The 21,782-nt window shown below is 35.7% G+C and carries 11 protein-coding genes; 8 read left to right on the forward strand and 3 right to left on the reverse strand.

What is annotated here, in order from left to right:
* The first annotated feature begins 14 nt into the window (after positions 1 to 14).
* On the forward strand, positions 15 to 992 hold the full coding sequence (floA, locus tag Cop2CBH44_RS14020) for a flotillin-like protein FloA (RefSeq protein WP_021931811.1): 978 nt from the start codon (positions 15 to 17) through the stop codon (positions 990 to 992).
* A gap of 88 nt (positions 993 to 1,080) precedes the next feature.
* Here the strand turns inward: floA and Cop2CBH44_RS14025 are convergent, their stop codons facing one another.
* A complete protein-coding gene (locus tag Cop2CBH44_RS14025) occupies positions 1,081 to 2,439 on the reverse strand; it encodes a TrpB-like pyridoxal phosphate-dependent enzyme (protein ID WP_044230898.1) in 1,359 nt (452 codons plus the stop codon).
* A gap of 280 nt (positions 2,440 to 2,719) precedes the next feature.
* Complete coding sequence (locus tag Cop2CBH44_RS14030; RefSeq protein ID WP_021931809.1) at positions 2,720 to 3,298, reverse strand: superoxide dismutase; 579 nt, start codon at positions 3,296 to 3,298, stop codon at positions 2,720 to 2,722.
* Between the two features lie 357 nt (positions 3,299 to 3,655).
* Here Cop2CBH44_RS14030 and Cop2CBH44_RS14035 point away from each other — a divergent pair, with 357 nt between their 5' ends.
* From Cop2CBH44_RS14035 to Cop2CBH44_RS14050, 4 genes are all read left to right on the forward strand, one after another.
* Positions 3,656 to 6,001 carry an ATP-dependent helicase gene (locus tag Cop2CBH44_RS14035; RefSeq protein ID WP_021931808.1) on the forward strand — a complete coding sequence of 782 codons (2,346 nt, stop codon included), beginning with the start codon at positions 3,656 to 3,658 and terminating at the stop codon, positions 5,999 to 6,001.
* A gap of 14 nt (positions 6,002 to 6,015) precedes the next feature.
* Complete coding sequence (gene nspC / locus Cop2CBH44_RS14040) at positions 6,016 to 7,152, forward strand: carboxynorspermidine decarboxylase (protein ID WP_021931807.1); 1,137 nt, start codon at positions 6,016 to 6,018, stop codon at positions 7,150 to 7,152.
* A gap of 299 nt (positions 7,153 to 7,451) precedes the next feature.
* Positions 7,452 to 8,834, forward strand: a complete 1,383-nt coding sequence (locus Cop2CBH44_RS14045) for an MFS transporter (RefSeq protein WP_200755059.1) — start codon at positions 7,452 to 7,454, stop codon at positions 8,832 to 8,834.
* Complete coding sequence (locus Cop2CBH44_RS14050) at positions 8,815 to 10,002, forward strand: AGE family epimerase/isomerase (RefSeq protein ID WP_021931805.1); 1,188 nt, start codon at positions 8,815 to 8,817, stop codon at positions 10,000 to 10,002. Before Cop2CBH44_RS14045 ends, Cop2CBH44_RS14050 begins: the two co-directional genes overlap by 20 nt.
* 320 nt (positions 10,003 to 10,322) lie before the next feature.
* On the opposite strand, the gene Cop2CBH44_RS14055 is transcribed toward Cop2CBH44_RS14050, so the two are convergent.
* On the reverse strand, positions 10,323 to 12,533 hold the full coding sequence (locus Cop2CBH44_RS14055; RefSeq protein WP_021931804.1) for a glycoside hydrolase family 3 N-terminal domain-containing protein: 2,211 nt from the start codon (positions 12,531 to 12,533) through the stop codon (positions 10,323 to 10,325).
* A 224-nt stretch (positions 12,534 to 12,757) separates the two neighbouring features.
* Here Cop2CBH44_RS14055 and Cop2CBH44_RS14060 point away from each other — a divergent pair, with 224 nt between their 5' ends.
* The 3 genes from Cop2CBH44_RS14060 to Cop2CBH44_RS14070 all read left to right on the forward strand — a co-directional run bounded on the left by Cop2CBH44_RS14060 (position 12,758) and on the right by Cop2CBH44_RS14070 (position 21,772).
* On the forward strand, positions 12,758 to 16,777 hold the full coding sequence (locus Cop2CBH44_RS14060) for a hybrid sensor histidine kinase/response regulator transcription factor (protein ID WP_021931803.1): 4,020 nt from the start codon (positions 12,758 to 12,760) through the stop codon (positions 16,775 to 16,777).
* A 356-nt stretch (positions 16,778 to 17,133) separates the two neighbouring features.
* Positions 17,134 to 20,214 (forward strand): SusC/RagA family TonB-linked outer membrane protein, encoded by a 3,081-nt coding sequence (locus tag Cop2CBH44_RS14065; RefSeq protein WP_021931801.1) that lies wholly within the window; start codon positions 17,134 to 17,136, stop codon positions 20,212 to 20,214.
* 31 nt (positions 20,215 to 20,245) lie between these two features.
* Complete coding sequence (locus Cop2CBH44_RS14070; RefSeq protein ID WP_055097724.1) at positions 20,246 to 21,772, forward strand: RagB/SusD family nutrient uptake outer membrane protein; 1,527 nt, start codon at positions 20,246 to 20,248, stop codon at positions 21,770 to 21,772.
* Positions 21,773 to 21,782: the final 10 nt, after the last annotated feature.

The raw sequence follows: 21,782 nt of genomic DNA on the forward strand, positions 1-21,782 counted from the left end.
TAATAAATGTAAGTATGTTGGGATACAGTTATTTTCTGTTAGTTGCCGTTGTGGTATTAGTAATTTTATTTTTTTACTTTGTACCCTTCCTTTTGTGGATATCGGCCAGAGTTTCGGGTGTAAATATTTCTTTGCTGCAACTCTTCCTGATGCGGATACGTAAAGTGCCGCCTCAAATTATCGTTCGTGCTATGATTGAAGCTCATAAAGCAGGACTGAAAGCAATTACTCGCGATGAATTGGAAGCGCATTATTTAGCTGGGGGGCATGTAGAACGTGTGGTTCATGCATTGGTATCTGCTTCAAAAGCTAATATAGATTTGGGTTTTCAAATGGCAACGGCTATAGATTTAGCGGGGCGTGATGTATTTGAAGCCGTGCAAATGTCTGTGAATCCTAAAGTGATAGATACACCGCCGGTTGTTGCTGTGGCTAAAGACGGTATCCAGTTGATTGCTAAAGCTCGTGTTACAGTTCGGGCTAACATTCGTCAGTTGGTAGGTGGTGCGGGAGAAGATACTATTTTAGCTCGTGTGGGGGAAGGTATTGTCTCATCTATCGGATCTTCTGAGTCACATAAAACTGTGCTTGAAAATCCTGATTCTATATCAAAGCTCGTTTTAAGAAAAGGTCTTGACTCGGGTACAGCTTTTGAGATTTTGTCTATTGATATTGCAGATATCGATATAGGTAAAAATATTGGTGCCGGGTTGCAAATGGATCAAGCTCAGGCTGATAAGAATATTGCACAGGCTAAAGCTGAGGAACGTCGAGCTATGGCAATAGCTCTTGAGCAGGAAATGAAAGCAAAAGCTCAGGAAGCTCGGGCAAAAGTGATTGAAGCGGAAGCAGAAGTTCCGAGAGCTATGGCTGATGCTTTCCGTTCTGGGAATTTGGGCATTATGGATTATTATAAGATGAAAAATATAGAGGCCGACACAACGATGCGTGAAGCAATTGCTAAACCGAGTTCTAAAGGTTCAGAAAAATAATCTTTAGTTTTTATGGGAGAGAAGATATAACAATCAAAAGGCTTTCAGAATTGTTCTGAAAGCCTTTTGTAGTAACGAGGTCTTGTATTTATAAATCCTTTATTGCTTCCAGATTTTTTGCGACATCTTCATCTGTAACTTCAAAGTTTGTAAGATCACCAGCCAGATATTGGTCATAGGCTGCCATATCAATAAGCCCATGGCCTGAAAGATTGAATAATATAACTTTCTTTTCCCCGGATTCTTTTGCTGCCTGAGCTTCTCGAATGGCAGCTGCGATTGCGTGAGATGATTCTGGAGCAGGGATAATGCCTTCTGATTGGGCGAATATGGTTGCAGCTTTGAATGTATCAAGTTGTTGTATATCTACAGCTTCCATAAGATTATCCTTTTTCAGCTGGCTGACAATAGAGCCGGCTCCATGATAGCGAAGTCCTCCAGCGTGGATATGAGCCGGAGCGAAATTATGACCTAAAGTATACATGGGTAGGAGTGGTGTGTAGCCGGCTTCATCACCGAAGTCATACTGGAATACACCGCGTGTCAATTTAGGGCAAGAGGCTGGTTCGGCAGCAATGATACGTATATCTTTGCCTTCTGTAAGCTTATGACGTAAAAAGGGAAATGAAATACCTGAAAAGTTGGATCCGCCGCCAAAACATCCAATAACGATATCGGGGTATTCTCCAGCCATTTCCATTTGTTTTTCAGCTTCGAGACCGATAACTGTCTGGTGTAGCATGACGTGATTAAGTACACTGCCTAAAGTATATTTACAATTAGGAGTTTGTGTCGCTAATTCTATGGCTTCAGATATAGCCGTGCCTAAACTTCCTTGATAATTCGGATTTTCAGTTAATATCTTGCGGCCGGCTTTTGTTGACATACTTGGAGAGGCTATTACTTGCGCCCCAAAAGTTTGCATGATAGAGCGGCGGTAGGGTTTCTGATGATAACTTACTTTTACCATATATACCGCTAATTCAAGGCCAAAAGATTTTGCGGCATAGGATAATGCCGCACCCCATTGTCCGGCTCCGGTTTCTGTTGTAATATTGGTAACCCCTTCTTTTTTACAAAAATAAGCCTGGGCAATAGCCGAATTTAATTTATGGGAACCAACAGGGCTTACACTTTCGTTCTTAAAATATATATGGGCAGGAGTATCTAATGCTTTTTCTAATCCATATGCCCGAACTAAAGGGGTAGGACGCCATATCTTGTATAAATCTCGAACTTCGTCAGGAATTTCTATCCAGGCGTCTGTTGTATTCAATTCTTGATGCACAAGTTCCTTTGCAAAGATGGGATATAAATCTTCTGGTTTGAGCGGTTTTTTTGTACCAGGATGCAAGGGTGGCATCGGCTTGTTTTTCATGTCAGCAACTACGTTATACCACGCACGAGGTATATCGTTCTCACTTAATAAAAATTTTTTTGTACTCATAATAAGAGACGTATTTATGAAAATATAAAAATATCAGATTTTATATCAATGCAAAATGCAAGTAAAAGATATATAAATCGTGTCAATTGTAAGCAAAGAAACAAAAAAGAATCTTTTTTTGCAAGTATAAAACTTTATTTTGGGAGAAAGGTATATAAAAAAGCAAAGAGAGGGACTATTCACATAGTATTCCTCTCTTTTAGAATTCATCACATTATGCTTATTTTAAAGTGCTAGATAAGTTACGCGTCACGCGCTACTGTTTTTAGAAAAGTGCGAATTATAAGTATCTTTTTTCAACTATCGACCAATCAACGATTTTCCACAATTCGTGTAGATGATCTGCCCGACGGTTTTGATAATCTAAGTAATAGGCATGTTCCCAGACATCAAAGGTAAGTAAAGGAGTGTGTCCATCAGTCATGGGATTTCCTGCATTACCTGTTTTTATGATTTCCAGTTTGCCGTTTTTATTTTTTACTAACCATACCCAGCCGGAGCCAAATTGGGCAACACCTGTATCAACAAATTCTTTCTTAAAATGTTCAACAGTACCCCATTGTTCTTTGATGGCTTTTTCTATTTCACCTTTGGGTTCTCTTGCTCCGTCAGGAGAAAAAGAGAAAAAGTAAAATATATGGTTCCAAGCTTGTGAAGCATTGTTAAACAATGCACCATCAGCTTCTTTTATTATACTCTCAAGCGATGCATTCTCAAATTTTGCACCTTCAATCAGTTTATTTAGATTGTTTATGTATGTCTGTTCGTGTTTACCCCAATGGAATTCCACGGTCCGTTTGCTGATAACTGGTTCTAAAGCGTTTTCGGCGTACGGCAGTTTAGGTAATTCATATTTCATAACGTTCGGTTTTTAATGTCTTGTATTTAATAAACAATTCTTTGATAAAAAAGTTCGGTAAAAAATCGATTTTTTGCAATTTTTTTATCGAAACATTTTTTTATGCCTTTATTGAAATTGTTACATTAATATAACAGTATTGTTTTTATATTGTTCAGAAAGATATAAATTTTTTGTAATTTAATGATCCGAGAATGATAAAAATAAAATAGATTTCTATGAAAAAATAGAATATTTTTATGTTTTTCAATTTATGGAGAATTTAAAATGAGTTGAACACATTATTTCCTAAATCAATTTTTTCATATTTTCCGGTTCTACTTTTTTATGTACTTTTGTAGTAAAAGAAAAAGAGCAGTGGAAGAATTTTTGCAGGACTTGAATGAAAGCCAGCAGCAGGCTGTGCTATATAATGAGGGACCGTCACTGGTGATTGCTGGAGCGGGATCAGGTAAAACTCGTGTACTTACATATAAGATTGCTTTTTTGCTCGAGTCGGGTTATGCTCCATATAATATATTGGCATTGACTTTTACCAATAAAGCTGCAAGGGAGATGAAAGAACGGATTGCGTCTATTGTGGGAGGCCCGACTGCTGCCCGGCTGTGGATGGGGACTTTTCATTCTATTTTTTCGAGGATATTACGAGTAAATGCCGACCGTTTGGGATTTACTTCAGATTTTACGATTTATGATACTTCTGACTCGAGAAGCTTGTTGAAAAGTATTATAAAAGAAAAGGATTTGGACGATAAGATATATAAGCCCGCGTCGGTACAAGCAATCATATCGAATGCAAAGAATGCTCTTATTACTCCGCAAGCTTATCAGGTGAATAAAGATTTAGTGGAATCTGATGAGCGTGCAAAAAGGCCTTTGATAAAGGATATTTATCAGACTTATTGGAATCGATGCCAGAAAGCAGGAGTTATGGATTTTGATGATTTGCTGTTGTATACAAATATATTGTTTCGTGATCATCCGGATGTATTAGAACGATACCGTCAGATATTTCGTTTTATACTGGTAGATGAGTATCAGGATACTAATTTTGCCCAGCATCTTATTATACATCAGCTGTCGAAAGGCCATAATCATATTTGTGTTGTAGGAGATGATGCTCAGAGTATATACTCTTTTAGGGGAGCGAATATAAGTAATATATTGAATCTTAAAAGTGATTATCCGGGATGCAAGACTTTTAAGTTAGAACGAAATTATCGTTCTACACAGAACATTGTCAGGGCAGCAAATAGTTTGATTGATAAGAATAAAGAACAGATACGTAAGCAAGTATATTCGGAGAACGCGGTAGGAAATAAAATAGATGTGTTGAGTGCTTATTCCGATTTTGAAGAGGGATATATGGTTGCCAACCGTGTGTCGGAAATGAAAAGATTATCAAAATATGCATATAATGATTTTGTGATATTGTACCGCACAAATGCCCAATCACGTATTTTTGAAGAAGCATTGCGCAAGAAGAATATACCTTATCGTATATACGGAGGTTTATCCTTTTATCAGAGAAAAGAAATAAAAGATGTAATTGCTTATTTTCGTTTGGCAATTAATCCTCATGATGAGGAGGCTATAAAAAGGGTGATAAATTATCCTGCACGAGGCATTGGAGATACAACTCTCGGTAAGATTATCGAATGTGGTATACATAATGATGTTAGCCTGTGGCAAGTTATTGCTACACCATTAGAGTATACTTTACCGGTAAATAATGGTACATTAAATAAAATTCAAAAATTTAAGGAGCTTATTGAAGAGTTTATCGATGCAAATAATAAGATGAATGCTATGGACATCGCAGAACTTATTATTCGACGTTCGGGGATTTTTACAGAAATATATGCCAATCGTTCTCCTGAAAATTTGAGCCGTCAGGAAAACCTTCAAGAGTTGATGAATGGTATTCAAGAGTTTTGTTCTTTGAGACAAGAAGAAGGGGTAGAAGAAATTGCTTTGACAGATTTTTTGGCTGAAATATCGTTGGCTACCGATCAGGATGAGAAAGAAGATGATGATAGTGATAAGGTTACGATGATGACGATTCACGCATCGAAAGGATTGGAGTTTAAGAATGTTTTTGTGGTAGGATTAGAAGAAGATTTGTTTCCGGCAGCACTGAGCAAAAATAGTGAGCGAGAACTGGAAGAAGAACGGAGGCTGTTATATGTAGCAATTACTCGAGCAGAGGAGAATTGTGCCCTTTCGTATGCGGCTACCCGTTATCGTAATGGACAACCTACGGCAATGCCCCCTAGTAGGTTCTTAAAGGATATTGATCCGACATATTTGAATATGCCTTCAGAATTGAAGTCCAAACAAAATGTTGAAGATAGTATTTATAGCTTTTCTTCTCGTTCATTGGGCATGTATAGTTCTTCTCGTTCATCTTTTTTTAAACGGGAAGAGCCGGTTTTACCTTCTAAGAAACAAGATTTGCCTCTTAAATCATATTCTCCTCGTTTGAAACGGTTAGATGCTGTGAATACTTCGTCTGTATCCGGAGGGTCGGTTTCTATTACAGGATTGGACGTTGGAGCTCGGATTCGACATGATAGATTTGGATCGGGGATTGTGACAGAAATATCAGGAGAAGGGGATAATCGAAAAATTGGAGTAGAGTTTGAACAGGTTGGTAAAAAGCAGCTTTTGCTTAAGTTTGCTAAGTTTACCATTATTAAATAATATAAATTGATTATATGAATATAGATAAGATACCGTCGCCTTGTTATGTTCTTGATGAAAAACTTTTGAGACAGAATTTGACTTTGATACGTTCCGTGAAAGAATGTACAGGAGTGAATATTATATTGGCATTTAAGGCTTTTGCTCTTTGGAAGGCTTTTCCTATTGTTCGGGAGTATATCCCATATTCTACAGCCAGTTCAAAGTTTGAAGCCCGTTTAGCTTTGGAGGAAATGGGCAGTCGTGCACATACCTATTCTCCTGCTTATACGGAAGCAGATTTTCCTGAGATTATGCATTGTAGTAGCCATATCACTTTTAATTCACTGTCTCAGTTCGAACGTTTTTATCCTTTGACAAAAACTGCAGGACATGCCATTTCATGTGGTTTACGCATTAATCCGGAGTATTCAGATGTAGAAACGGAGTTATATAATCCATGTGCTCCGGGTTCTCGTTTAGGTGTCGTTTCTGATTTATTGGGCGATACATTACCGGATGGAATCGAAGGGTTACATTTCCATACACTTTGTGAATCTTCGTCTTATGACTTAGAGAATACGTTATCTCAGGTGGAGGAACGCTTTGGAAGATTTTTGCCCGATTTGAAATGGCTAAATATGGGAGGAGGACATTTGATGACTCGGAAAGACTATGATATAAACCACTTGATTGGATTATTGCAAGGATTTAAATCAAAGTACCCGAATTTAGAGATTATTATGGAACCCGGAAGCGCTTTTGTTTGGCAAACGGGAGTACTGGTATCTTCGGTTGTTGATATCGTGGAAAATCATGGAATAAAAACCGCTATTCTTGATGTTTCTTTTACATGTCATATGCCCGATTGTCTTGAAATGCCTTATAAGCCTGTTGTGAGAGGGGCTATGATTGATATGCCGGGGAAATATACTTATCGGCTGGGAGGAAATTCTTGTCTAAGTGGAGATTATATGGGAAATTGGACTTTTGACCATGAGCTTCAGATTGGAGAACGTATTGTATTTGAAGATATGATACATTATACTATCGTAAAAACAAATATGTTTAATGGCATTCCCCATCCATCGTTGGCATTATGGACAGTAGATGGTCAATTGAAACTTTGGCGGGAGTTTGGTTATGAAGATTATAAAAATCGTATGGCATAGAAAGATTGTGTATATTATTGGTATAGTGTGAAGCGGGTCGGAATTTATTTCGGTTCGCTTTTTTACTATTATACGTTCTGGTTAATAAAGTATATCCCTGTATTTGAGTGGATATAGCTAATATATTATTGATTATTAATTTTTTTGTTATGTATAAAATAATTCCATTTGTTTTATTGAGTTTAAAAAGTATTATGTTTAGATAAAATAATATTTGTAATATGAATATTGCATTGATACTTTTGTAAATACGTAAAAATGTTATTATAAAATATTTTCGTATAATTATAAAAAATATCATGAGGACAGATAAAGTAACTCTGAAAGAAAAAGTCGGGTATGGTCTTGGAGATGCAGCTTCTTCTATGTTCTGGAAGTTGTTTGGTATGTATTTATTATTTTTTTATACTGATGTGTTTGGTATAGATGCAGCTATAGTGGGAACAATGTTTTTAATTACTCGGGTTTGGGATTCTCTTTTCGACCCAGTTGTAGGTGTTATTGCTGACAGGACCGAAAGCCGTTGGGGAAAATTCCGACCTTATTTGCTTTGGATAGCCATACCATTTAGTGTTATGGGAGTGTTGACTTTTACTACTCCGGACTTTTCTGTTACAGGTAAAATCATTTATGCTTATGTCACTTATTCATTAATGATGATGGTATATTCTTTGATTAATGTACCATACGCATCTTTATTGGGGGTTGTGTCTGCTGAGCCTGAGGAGAGAACGGCTCTTTCATCTTATCGCATGATTTTTGCGTTTTTAGGAAGTATGCTTGCGCTGTTGCTTATAGAGCCATTGGTAAATTTATACAGTAGTATGACCAATTTACAAATTGGTTGGTCGATGGCTGCTGCTACTTTTGCTGTTGTTGCCGTGCTCTTTTTTATGGGAACATTTTGCTGGACCAAAGAGAGAATACGGCCTATTAAAGATGAGGGGAATTCTTTAAAAGAAGATATTGTTGACCTTTTCCGGAATAAACCGTGGTGGATATTGTTAGGTGCGGGTATTTCGGCATTAATATTTAACTCTATTCGTGACGGAGCTGCCGTTTATTATTTTAAATATTATGCTGTCGTTCCAGACGGTTTACAATTGGGATTTGTCGGGTCGGCATTGTCTATAACTACGATTTATCTTGTTTTAGGTCAGGGTGCTAATATTTTAGGAATCTTGTTGGTAACGCCGATTTCGACTCGTATAGGTAAAAGGAATACTTATTTGTCTGCGATGTTTATTGCTACGGTTTTAAGTATTGTATTCTATTTTCTCGGAAAAGACAATATTATAGGAATATTATTGTTACAAGTGCTTATTAGTGCTTGTGCAGGGAGTATATTTCCTTTACTTTGGTCTATGTATGCAGATATTGCTGATTTTTCTGAATGGAAAACTGGACGTCGGGCGACAGGTCTTATATTTTCATCATCATCGATGTCACAGAAGTTTGGATGGTCTATAGGTGGAGCTTTGACAGGATGGCTTTTAAGTTTTTTTGGATTTCAGGCGAATGTTGCGCAATCAATTGAAGCTCAGGAAGGTATTCGTATGATGTTAAGTATACTGCCTGCTGTAGGAGCTATATTTTCAGTCCTATTTATAATGTTTTATCCTTTAACCGAGAAAAAAGTAAAAGAGATAACCAAAGATTTAAATGAAAAGAGACAAGTTTGATATGGAAGGATTTAAAAAAGAATTGACAGCCCATATATTACCCTTTTGGATTAGTTTTATGGTAGATGATGAGAATGGAGGGTTTTATGGTCGGATGGATGGACATAACCGATTGATAAAAGATGCCTCAAAGGGAGCAGTGCTGAATGCTCGGCTTCTTTGGACATTCTCAGCTGCTTATCGATTATTGAAAACTCCGGTTTATCTTGAAATGGCAGAAAGAGCCTATAATTATATTTGTAAATATTTTATTGACCCGGTATATGGCGGGGTGTATTGGGAGCTCGATTGTAAGGGAAATCCTGTGAATCGGAAGAAACAGACTTATGCACAAGGATTTGCCCTGTATGGTTTTACTGAGTATTATCGGGCAACGAAAGATATTATGGCTTTGGAAAGGGCAAGACAATTGTTTGAACTTATAGAAGAACATAAGGATAAGCAATATGGAGGATATTTTGAGGCATTTACGGATGATTGGAAGCCGATAGATGATATGAGACTAAGTGATAAAGATGCTAATGAAAAGAAGTCTATGAATACCCATTTACATATATTGGAGCCATATACCAATCTTCTTCGAGTATGGCCGGACGAGCGTCTTAGAGTGGCACAACAGGAACTGATAACGATATTTTTGAATCATATTTTAAATGCTGAAACCAGACATTTGGAGCTTTTTTTCGATGAAAGATGGAATAAAAAATCGTCTACAATATCGTTTGGGCATGATATAGAAGCGTCATGGCTTCTGTATGAAGCAGCTCTGGTTTTAGGTGATTCTCAGATGATAAAGAATGTTATGCCGGTATCGATAGAAATAGCTATGGCTGCATTGGAAGGTTTGGAACCTGATGGTAGTATGATTTATGAATCTGAATTTGGACGAAAAGATAAGGACCGGCATTGGTGGGTACAGGCAGAATCGATAGTAGGTTTTATGTATGCATATAAAAATTCGGAGAATATTTTATTTAAAGAAAGGGCTTGTGATGTGTGGAATTATGTGCAGCAACGATTGATAGATGCAGCAACAGGAGAGTGGTATTGGAGTATATATGCCGATAACACAGTAAATCGTATGGATGATAAAGCTGGATTTTGGAAATGCCCCTATCATAATAGTCGTATGTGCATAGAAATGATGGAGCATTTTTTTATTTGCTGATATTTAGGTTATTAAATGAAATTTTAATATTTGTTTATTGGAAAGTAGATTCATTTAAAGAATGTTCCAATATTGGTGTAGTATGAATATAGATATTAAAATGAGTTAATATATAATTTTTTTATTACTAAACCTATTGACAAGTTAGAATTTGTACTTATATTTGCACTGTGTTTTTCATGGTATTAGATTTAAGGTTAATGAAGATTGGTTGTCGTGAGACAACCTTTTTTTGTTTATAGACATTTTGTATTTAGATTTTATATGTAACCCTGTAGTAATCGTTGTTACTACAGGGTTCTTTTTTATCTTGTTTTTGATTATTCGACAACTTCAATAGCGATTTTCTTATCTTTTACTGAGATGTAATATATTCCTGATTCTAAAAAAGGTTTACCATCAGAGTCAACATATGAGAGGTCTCTTATTGGATTTATGGTAAATGTATAAGTTATAGTTTCACCCTTTTTAATGAGGTGTTTCTCGAAATGTTTCAATTCTTTTATTGGCCTGGAAATAGAACATACAGGGTCAGATATAAACCAGTGTACAGTTTCTTTTCCGTCTCGATTCCCAATATTAGTAATAGGAATTGAGATATTTACTGTTTCATTTTTTTTGATATGTGTAGTTGAAGCTTTTAGTTCTCCATACTCATAGTTGGTATAACTTAATCCATGAGCAAACTCATACAAAGGAGTTGTTGGTATGTCTTGATAATCGCCTTGTTTGTCAAAAGGTCGAGCACTTTGTCTCATGTTGTAGTATATAGGAATTTGTCCGGTAGAATAGGGAAAGGTTATTGCTAATTTCCCAGAAGGATTTATACGGCCAGATAATATTCCGGCAAGGGGTGTCCCTCCACAAATTCCCGGTTGCCAGATTTCAATGATGGCATCACACATAGGTTCTAAACGGCAAAGTTCTATAGGACGACCACTTGAGAGGACGAGTATTATTGGCTTTCCTGTTTTGTATAAAGCTTCTGCTAACTTTTCTTGAATAATCGGTAATGCAAGAGTCGATCTTGAACCGTTTTCTCCACTCCAACCTCTTTTTTCTCCCAGACATAGAATAATGATATCTGATTGTTTTGCGATTTCTATTGCTTCGTTAAATTTAGAGTTATCGTTTCCTTCAAATTCACATCCTTTTGCGTAAGAAAGAGTTGCTTTTCCTGTGAATTCTTTTTCTAAGCCATCCCAAAGAGTTTCTACATCTTTTGTACGCCCATGTGCTGTCCATGACCCGATTATATTATCTTTGTCTTTTACCATAGGACCGATAATGGCTATATTTTTTTGATTAAGGGGTAAGATCTGATTTGTATTTTTTAGCAATACCATGCTTTCTTCAGCTAGTTTTTCTGCTAATTTTCGATTTTCGGGTAAAAGTACTCTTTGAGTTTCAGGATATTCAGGTGTATAAGGTTTTTCGAATAGTCCTAGACGGAATTTAATTCTTAATATACGACCGACAGCTTCATCAATTTGAGATATTTTTATTTTTCCTTCATTTACTAATTCTTCCATGTGTTCTGCATAGCAGTTATCAGTCATGTTCATTTCTGTCCCAGCGGAAAAAGCCTTTAATGCTGCTTCTTTTCGGTTAGCAGCTACTCCCTGATTTATCAGTTGCTCTACAGCATTCCAATCAGATACAACGAAACCGTCATGTTTCCACCGCTTTTTTAATATCTCGGTCAATGTGTAATAATTTGCCGTTGCTGGAGTTCCGTTTATATCGTTGAATGCACTCATGACGGTTGCTGCCCCTGCTTTTATACAAGCTTCGTAAGGAGGCATATAAATGCTCCATAGAGTTTGATTGGAAATGTCAGTAGCTCGATAGTCTCGACCTCCTTCCGATGCTCCATATCCCACATAATGCTTCAAACAGGCTGCGACTTGTTTGGAGCTTGACAAGTCATTGCCTTGATACCCCAAAACAGATGCAACTCCAAAAACTGCATTTGTATACGGGTCTTCACCGTAACCTTCAGATACTCTACCCCAACGTCCATCGTGTGCAACATCTATCATGGGAGAAAATGTCCACTCTGTTCCGGACATTCGAGTTTCTTGTGCAGCCATAGCGCATGCTTTTTTTACTAAATCAGGATTCCATGAACAAGCTTGTCCCAAGGATATGGGGTAAATTGTTCGGAAGCCGTGAATGACATCATATCCAAAAAGGGCAGGTATGCCCAATCGAGTTTCTTCAACAGCTTGTTTTTGTATTTGGTTACGTAAAGTAGCATTATCAGAGAAATAAATGTAAGAGCCGGATTCTTTAGGATATGAATTTAAAACTTCTCCGATGTTATTTTCATTTGTATTTTTACCGACGATATATTGATTGAGTTGAAGTATTTTTTCTCTTAATGTCATACGATTCAATAGATCATTGATACGAGCTTCAATAGGAGCTTTGGAATCCTTATAAAGGATTTTATTTTCTTTTCCTGTTGATGTATAGGTACTTAGTTGTATACAAACAAAAATAGCAGTAGTTAATTTGATGAGTTTCATGTGTGATATTGTGTTTACAAATTAGATTATCATTTTTTATACAAAGAAAAACTATATTATATATATAGCAATTATTTGAAATAAAATAAATATGAAATATAATCAAATATTATTAATGATAAGAGTGAAAAACCATTGTTGGTCTATTTTATTTTTAAAGTAGATTTTTATTATTTTTGTAACGTATGAGATTCTTTATTTTGAATAAAAAGTATTCATTGTATATGCTTATAAAATTAAAACAATATATATTATTACATATATTATGTATTGTAGGATTTTTACAGGTTGGGGCACAAGATAGAAGATATTATTTTGAAACTTTGGATATTCATAAAGGTTTGTCCCAGAATACTGTAAATACTGTTATACAAGATCATTTTGGATTTATGTGGTTTGGGACCAAAGATGGTGTAAATCGTTATGATGGGCTTGATTTTCGTGTATTCAAACAGAAAATAGGAGATAAAAATGGATTAAAAAGCAATTTTATAAATGTTTTATTTGAAGACAGAGACCATATTATATGGGTGGGTACGGATGCGGGCTTATATTTATATAATCCTCAAAAAGAATCGTTCACAGCTTTTGAATATAGGACTGCAGACGGCACGGTCATTGACAAATCTATTACGGTGATTTATGGTGATCAGAAGGGAGGGGTATGGATAGCCGTTGATGAACAAGGCTTATTTTATTTTGATTTGAATAAAAAATGTTTGATAAGATATACTTTAACTCAATTGAATGGAGGAAGAGCAAATATACAATCTTTTTTTATTGATAATAATGGAACTATATGGATAGGTTTTTTTAAGGATGGTTTAAGTTATTCTAAAGATAATTTGAAAACTTTACGTCCATTTTTGACGAATGGAAAAGAACCTTTTGAAGGAGGAATAGTGAATAAAATCATTGAAGGTGCTTATAACTGTTTATATGTAGGTACGGCAAAAGGTATATATGAAATAAATTTATCTTCAGAACAATTAAAAAGTCTTATACAAACAGATGAGAAAGGGGAAGAGCTATTTGTAAGAGATATATTGCCTTTTTCTAATAATGAATTATGGATCGGAACCGAGTCTGGAGTTTATATTTATAATCTTAGGCAGCATAAGTATAGTCATCATTATAATATATTGGGAGATCGTTATTCTCTTTCTGATAATGCGGTGTATTGTTTATGTAAAGATAAAGAAGGAGGAGTCTGGATTGGTACGTATTTTGGAGGAGTTAATTATCTGACCCAGCAATATAGTTATTTTAAAAAATATTATCCTAGTCATGATTCCAATAGCCTTCATGGAATGCGGATAAGGGAATTTTGTAAAGATAATAAGGGTATAATATGGATTGGAACAGAGGATGGTGGTTTGAATCGTTTCGATCCGAAAACAAGTCAATTTTGTTTTTTTGGTCCAAGTAAGTCTTTTCGTAATGTACATGCATTGTGTATGGATGGAGATATGTTATGGGTTGGAACTTTTGCAAAAGGCTTGAAAGTAATTGATACTCGAACTAATAAAATTGTCCGCTCTTATTATAAAGGAGATAGGAAAAATACCTTAAATGAGAATAGTGTTTTTGCGATTTGCAGAACAGTATCAGGCAATATTTGGATAGGAACATTGTTCGGTTTACATTTTTATAATAGAGAAACTGATGATTTTACACGAATTCCAGAATTAGAGGGAAAATTTATTTATGATATTAAAGAAGATTCTCATGGTAATATATGGCTGGCTACCTATGCAAATGGAATATATAAATATGAGATATCTCGGAAGAGGTGGAAAAATTATGCCTATAAAGGAAATCAAGCTGGGGAGATTCCTAATAATAAAGTTGTTAGTATCTTCGAGGATAGCCGTTCAATCTTATGGTTCACTACTCAGGGGGGAGGTTTTTGCAGATATAATCAGAATACGGATACTTTTACTACATACAATAGTAATAGAGGTTTACCTAATGATGTTGTTTATCAAATAATAGAAGACAATGACGGCATGTTTTGGGTAACTACAAATGGCGGGTTAGTTCGATTTAATCCTGAGACAGAAGATATGAAAATATATACAGTTGCGGATGGTCTTCCGGTAAACCAGTTTAACTATCGTTCAGGGTATAAATCTGTAGATGGGACTATTTATTTAGGTAGTATAGAAGGTTTTATTTCGTTTAATCCTCGTGATTTTGGTGAAAATAAATATATTCCGCCGATTGTTATTACAGATTTTTCTATATTTAATAAACGAGCTGTTGTCGGAGAAAAAAATTCTCCTTTGAATAAGAGTATTATACTCTCTGATAGTATAGAGTTGGCTTCAGACCAGAATTCATTTTCGTTACGAGTTGCTGCTTTAGGGTATCAAGCACCTGATAGATACATTATCAGTTATAAACTTGAAGGGTTTGATGAGGAATGGTATCCTCGTCCTTCGAGTGGAGTAATTACTTATTCTAATTTAGTTTATGGAAATTATATATTAAAAATAAAATCAGAAGATGCAGATGGTTTGTGGCATAATGAATACACAATGTTATATATTCATATTTTGCCACCGTTTTATCTCTCTATATGGGCTTATATATTTTATGTCGTTTTTGCTATTGTAATCATTTTACTGGCAATTTATTTTATTAGAAAGCAAAATAAAATCAAACAACTTCGTCAAATAGAAGATTTTGAGCGACAAAAGGAACGCGAAATTTATAATGCTAAGATAGATTTTTTTACTAATATTGCTCATGAAATCAGAACACCTCTTACTTTAATAAAGGGGCCATTGGATAATATATTAGGTAAAGGTGAGGTAACATCAACATTGAAGGAGGATATGGATATCATGAGTCAGAACACTGACCGTCTCCTTAATTTGACCAATCAATTATTGGATTTTCGTAAAGCGGAAACTTTGGGCTTTAGTCTTAATTTTACTCGTTGTAATATTTCGGAGATATTGCGTAATACATATCACAGGTTCTCTTCTATGGTTCGACAGAAAGAGCTGAACTTTTCAATTTTTTTGCCTGAAAAAGACTTTTTCGCAGATGTGGATAAAGAGGCGTTTACCAAGATTCTCAGTAATTTATTTAATAATGCAGTGAAATATTCTGATACTTATATATATGTTTGGCTTTTGCTTGAAAGTAAAAATAATATTGGGTATTTTTCTGTACGTATTCAAAATGATGGGATGCTTATTCCTGCCGAAAAAGCTGAAGATATTTTCAAGCCTTTTGTGCAATATAATAAAAATGAGACAGATAAGGTTGTTGCAGGGACGGGAATCGGATTGCCTTTGGCTCGTTCTTTGGCGGAACTTCATTCTGGTTTTTTAATATTAGAGCCAAAACCGGGATGTAATAGTTTTTGTCTTTCGTTACCTAAAGAACAAAAGAATATCATAAATGTTTTAGAACCTGTTGCAAATGATAAAGAAGAGATTCGAGAGAACTTTGGGGGTGTAGAAAAAGTTTCGGGATATTATACGATATTGGTTGTTGAAGATAATTTGGAGATGCAGAATTTTATTGCACGGCAGTTATCAGACAGATATACAGTACTTACAGCATCGAATGGGGTAGAGGCTTTGGAAATAATGGATAATAATTATATCCACTTGATTATTAGCGATATTGTAATGCCCAAAATGGATGGATTTGAGTTGTGTAAGCATTTAAAGTCAAAAATAAATTATAGTCATATTCCCGTAATATTGTTAACAGCCCAGACTAATTTGCAATCCAAAATAACCGGAATAGAAGTAGGCGCAGATACTTACATAGAGAAACCGTTTTCTACAGAATATTTACTTACGAGTGTTGCAGGGTTATTGAAAAATCGGGAAAAGTTGCGTGAAGCTTTTGCCAATTCGCCTTTTATTACAGTAAATACGGTGGCTACATCTCAACCGGATGAAGAATTTGTCAGAAATTTGAAGGAAATTATAGAGGCTAATTTAAGTGATCCGGAATTTAGTATGGATGATATTGCCGGTACATTAAATATGAGTCGTTCCAGTTTTTATCGTAAGATAAAAGGTGCTTTAGATATGACTCCAAATGATTACCTTAGACTTGAGCGTTTGAAAAAAGCTGCACAATTATTGCAGGAAGGGAAATATCGTATCAATGAAATATGCTATATGGTAGGTTTTAGTTCGCCTTCATATTTTGCGAAATGTTTCCAGAAACAATTTGGTGTATTACCAAAAGACTTAATGGAGAAATTTCAATAGGGATGGGACGATAGTTTCATCATTTGAAATTATTTTTTTACTTCTTTTTATATGCTTATCATAGTTTTGCAAGAGTTAATCTAAATCTCTGAAATTATGAATGAGACGTTTTTTTTATTAATAATGTTATTAGCTGCATTTGAGTCCTCATATGAAGGAGTAGAGCCTGGAAATCAAAATTTGAATAGATGAGAATTATAGTATGAGAATCTGGAGGCTTACGGTTAAAACTAATACAACTTTGGAACTTTAGTTACATAGAGAATTTGTCTCTCCATATTGGAGACTAAGGAGGAATTTTGTAAAGGATATAATGAAATATGTATATAAATCTTTAAATTAATAATTGAATCATCATGAAAGCAAGAATGTATGGTGCAAGGCTGAGAACTCTGTTTCTCAAAGATGTATTATGGCTTTTGTTATTATTGCTGGGTAGCATTAATGCGAAAGCTGTAGAAACAGAAATTATGCAGAAAGGAGTGATATCTGGTACTATTATCGATGAAAAGGGAGAACCTGTAATTGGGGCTAGTATTTTGGTAAAAGGATCAACAGTTGGTGCTACGACTGATATTGACGGTAAGTTTACATTGTCTGTTCCGGATGATGAGAATGTCACTTTGGTTATAAGTAGTATTGGATATCAAAAAGCTGAAATAAGGGCAAAGGCAGGTAAGCCTATACGATTTATTTTAAAGGAAGATGTAGAGATTCTTGATGAAGTAGTAGTTGTGGGATATGGTACGCAAAGGAAAAAGGACTTGACAGGGGCTGTTGGTGTAGTTGATGTAAAAGAAATGAAAAAGATGAATGCTCCCAATATTGGCCAAGCATTACAAGGACAGGTTGCCGGTGTATCGGTAAGTACTTCTGGCGAGCCGGGGACATCAGCAGATGTGCGTATTCGTGGTATAGGAAGCTTTTCTAATGTGGGACCATTATATGTTATAGATGGTATGATTATAAATGGGTCTCAACGAGAATTTAATGTGAATGATATAGAAAGTATGCAGGTATTGAAAGATGCGTCTGCAACTGCTTTGTATGGAGCTCGAGGAGCTAATGGGGTTATTATAATAACGACTAAGAAAGGAAAAGAGGGACCTACTCGTATTGAGGCTTCGGCTAATTTTGGCGTGCAACAGATCGCTAAAAGAATAGAGATGATGAATAGTCTTGAGTTCTTGAAAATAAATCGTTTAGCATATGAAAATGCTGATATGGAATGGCCGGGAGAACCTGAGCAGGGCCAAATATTGACTAATACTGATTGGCAGGATGAGTTTTTTAAATTGGGTACAACTCAAGATTATAATTTGACTCTTTCAGGAGGTAATATGAATGGCAATTATTTGGTGAGTGGGAACTTTTTTAAACAAGACGGAGTTGTTGAAGGTCCTTGGCATAAACGGTATTCTTTACGTGTGAATACGGGATATAAAAAAGGCATATTTACTTTTGGAGAGAATATGTTAGTTTCTCGTACGGAAACTCGTCCGATGACAGGAACTTCTTTTATTGATTTATTGCGTATGCCTCCGGTAATACCTGTATATGATGATACGAAGGCTGGAGGATATGGTACTGGTAGTACTCAGTATCAGACTTATGGAACTAATCCTATTGGGCAACAGGAAACTCGAGATTATCGTCAGACATCAAACCGGATTATCGGTAATGTGTTTGCAGAACTTGAGTTTTTCAAATGTTTGAAATTAAAGACAAATTTAGGAGTTGAATACCATAATTGGTTTGACCGGGAGAAGGAAACCTATAAGCAAATACGTTATCTTGAAGTTTCAAATTATGATAATCAGTTATTGGAACGTAAAGGTGATTTTACTACGATAATATCAGAGAATACTTTGAATTTCAATAAAAAATTTGGGAAACATAGTATAGAAGCATTACTTGGATATACGGCAGAGAAGACTCAGTGGAAACAACATGAGGCCAGTGTGAAAAACCTGACGGAAGGGTATTGGGTGTTGAGTGCCGGAAAAACCGAACCATCGGTTACTGGTACCGACTCTGATTATGCAATGACTTCTATTTTAGGTCGGATAAATTATGCATATGCCGATAAGTATTTATTTCAATTCAATATTCGTCGCGATGGTTCTTCCAGGTTTGGGAAAAATTATCGTTATGGAACCTTTCCATCTTTTTCATTAGGTTGGAGGATGAGCGAAGAGAAATTTTTTACTCCTATCAAGAATGTCGTTGATGATCTTAAATTAAGGACAAGTTATGGTGTTATCGGAGATCAGCAGGCTATTGGAGACTATGATTATGCCACATATATAACGGTAGGAGAGGGTGCTATTTTTGGCCCAGACCAAACTTTTTATCCTGGAGCTATTCAGAAAGGGCGTGCCAACCCCAATTTGCGTTGGGAACAGAAAGCTACATTTAATATTGGGGTAGATTTTTCTATGTTTGATCAGCACTTTTATGGTAGTGTGGAATATTTTAATTCAAAATCAAAAGATTTATTGGTGAAACTTCCGATTTCGTGGACAGAAGGAACAGATATAACACCTTGGTCAAATTATGGAAAATTAAAAAATACAGGTGTTGAGATTAATTTAGGATATCGTGAGACAAAAAGAGCTTTTAAATATAACATTGGATTGAACCTTTCCCATGTTAAAAATGAAGTATTGGAGTTAGGTGAAAGTTTCAGAGAAGGGGGAACGAATGGAGTAAACCGTTCAGAAAAAGGGCGTTCGGTTGGAGATTTTTATGTTATTAAAACCAATGGTATTTTTCAGAGTTGGGATGAAGTCTATGCACATACAACAACTGTTACAGAAAATGGACAGACGGTTACCAAACTGATCCAACCAGATGCTCATCCTGGGGACATACGCTATATAGATGCAAATAATGATGGAAAAATAGATAAGGATGACCGTCAGTATGTCGGTAGTCCTCTGCCTAAATTTGAAATGGGAATTACATTTTCAGCTGAGTATAAGAACTTTGATTTTTCTTTGTTCATGACTGGAGTGTTCGGAAATAAGATATATAATGTTGGGAAGTATTGGCTGGAAAGAATGGATGAAACAAGTAATTATCCTAAAGATTTGAAACCTTGGACAGAGGAAAATCATTCTACGACTACTCCCCGCCCAGTAATCGGTACCACAGATAATACATTAGCTTATACAGACCGATGGATTGAACGGGGGGACTATTTCCGTATTAAGAATTTGCAAGTAGGATATACATTTAAAGATAGTTGGTTAAGAAAGACTAAATTCATTGGTTCTGCCCGTTTGTATGTAAGTGCTCAAAATTTGTGGACAATTACGGGTTATTCAGGTTATGATCCTGAAATTTCAGGAGGAGATGTGTTTGGACAAGGAAATGATAATGGGCATTTCCCTCCAGTAAGGACATTTTCTATCGGAGCACAAGTTTCATTTTAACATCTATGTTTAACTCATTTGAGAATTAATTATGAAAAACAAAATATTATTTATAGTGTTTGTGTGTTTTGGGTTATTTCCGTCGTGTTCTGAAAGTTTTTTGGAATTAAGTAATCCTAATGAACAGACGACCGGAGATTATTGGAAGACACAGGAAGAACTTCAAAAAGGTATTGATGCCTGTTATCGGGCATTGAGATTTAATGGTGAGTATTCACGTTGGTTACATATTTTGTATGTTGCTCGTTCTGATGAAGGTTATAGCCATTCTCCTAATGCTTATTTTCAAGCCTATTCCAATTTTAAGATAGGAAGCTATAATGATGATTCGGCCGAAGCTGTATTTTATACATGGCTTGATAATTATAAAGGAATATTTTGGGCCAACCAAGTATTAGATAATGCACCTAATATTCAGATGGATGAAACATTAAGAGACAGAATTATGGGTGAAGCCTATTTTTTGAGAGGCTTGCAGTATTTTAATTTGGCTGGAGTCTTTGGACGGGGACCGATTACTTTAACTTCTTATGCTCGAGAAGATGCTCCTGTTATTGGTGAACAAGAAGATTTGTATAACCAAGCACTAAAAGATTTTAAGGATGCGAGAGACCGTTTGCCTGAGAAGTACAGTAATTCTTCGGATTTGGGAAGAGCAACTAAAGGTAGTGCTTTGGGAATGATGGTAAAAGTTTTGATGCAACAGCATAATTGGGCAGAAGCAGAAGCTATGTGCCGAGAAATATTTAACTTGAAGATTTATAAGTTGGTCGATAATTATACGGATAATTTTACAGCTATAAATGAAAATAATTCAGAATCTTTATTTGAAGTACAATATGCTTATGGGATACAAGCAGGAAATGAACTTGGCTGTAATAGGGCCAAATTTATGGGGTTACCGGTAGATGGCTGCTCTTGGGATGATTCTACACCTCGGACCGCATTAAAAGGAGATTTTGAGCAAGAGAAAACAACTGATGGGAAAGTAGATCCTCGGTTGAAAGCTACACTTGCCTTTTATGATGCGTCTACTCCTGATGAAAAGTTTTATGGAAAAACATGGACCCAATGGGGACTTGATCAGAATAATATATATTGGAGAAAATATACAAATTGGGATACACAAACTTATGAGGACTATAATTCTGGAATCAATTTTCGGGTGGTTCGCCTTGCCGATATTTATCTATTGTATGCAGAAGCATTAAATGAGTTGAATCGTACCTCTGAGGCTTATGATTATATCAATAAAGTTCGCAATCGTGTAGGGCTATGTAATTTGGAAAATTCGAAAGTTTTTACTGGTATTGGTAATGATAAGGAAAAAATGCGTGAACAGATTATGCACGAACGGATGACGGAATTGTGCGGAGAGTCTTGGCGATGGCTTGATTTGGAACGGTGGGGTTATTTTGAGTCTGCCGAAAAAATAGCTTATCTAAAAAGTCGCGATGACGATTTCAGTAATTTTAAAATAGGAGTGCATAATCGATTCCCCATTCCTTATCGAGAAATACCTCTTGTAGAAGGTTTGACTCAAAATCCGGGATATTAATAATAGTAAT

The organism is Coprobacter secundus subsp. similis (genome assembly GCF_015097275.1).
Classification (GTDB): Bacteria; Bacteroidota; Bacteroidia; order Bacteroidales; family Coprobacteraceae; genus Coprobacter; species Coprobacter secundus.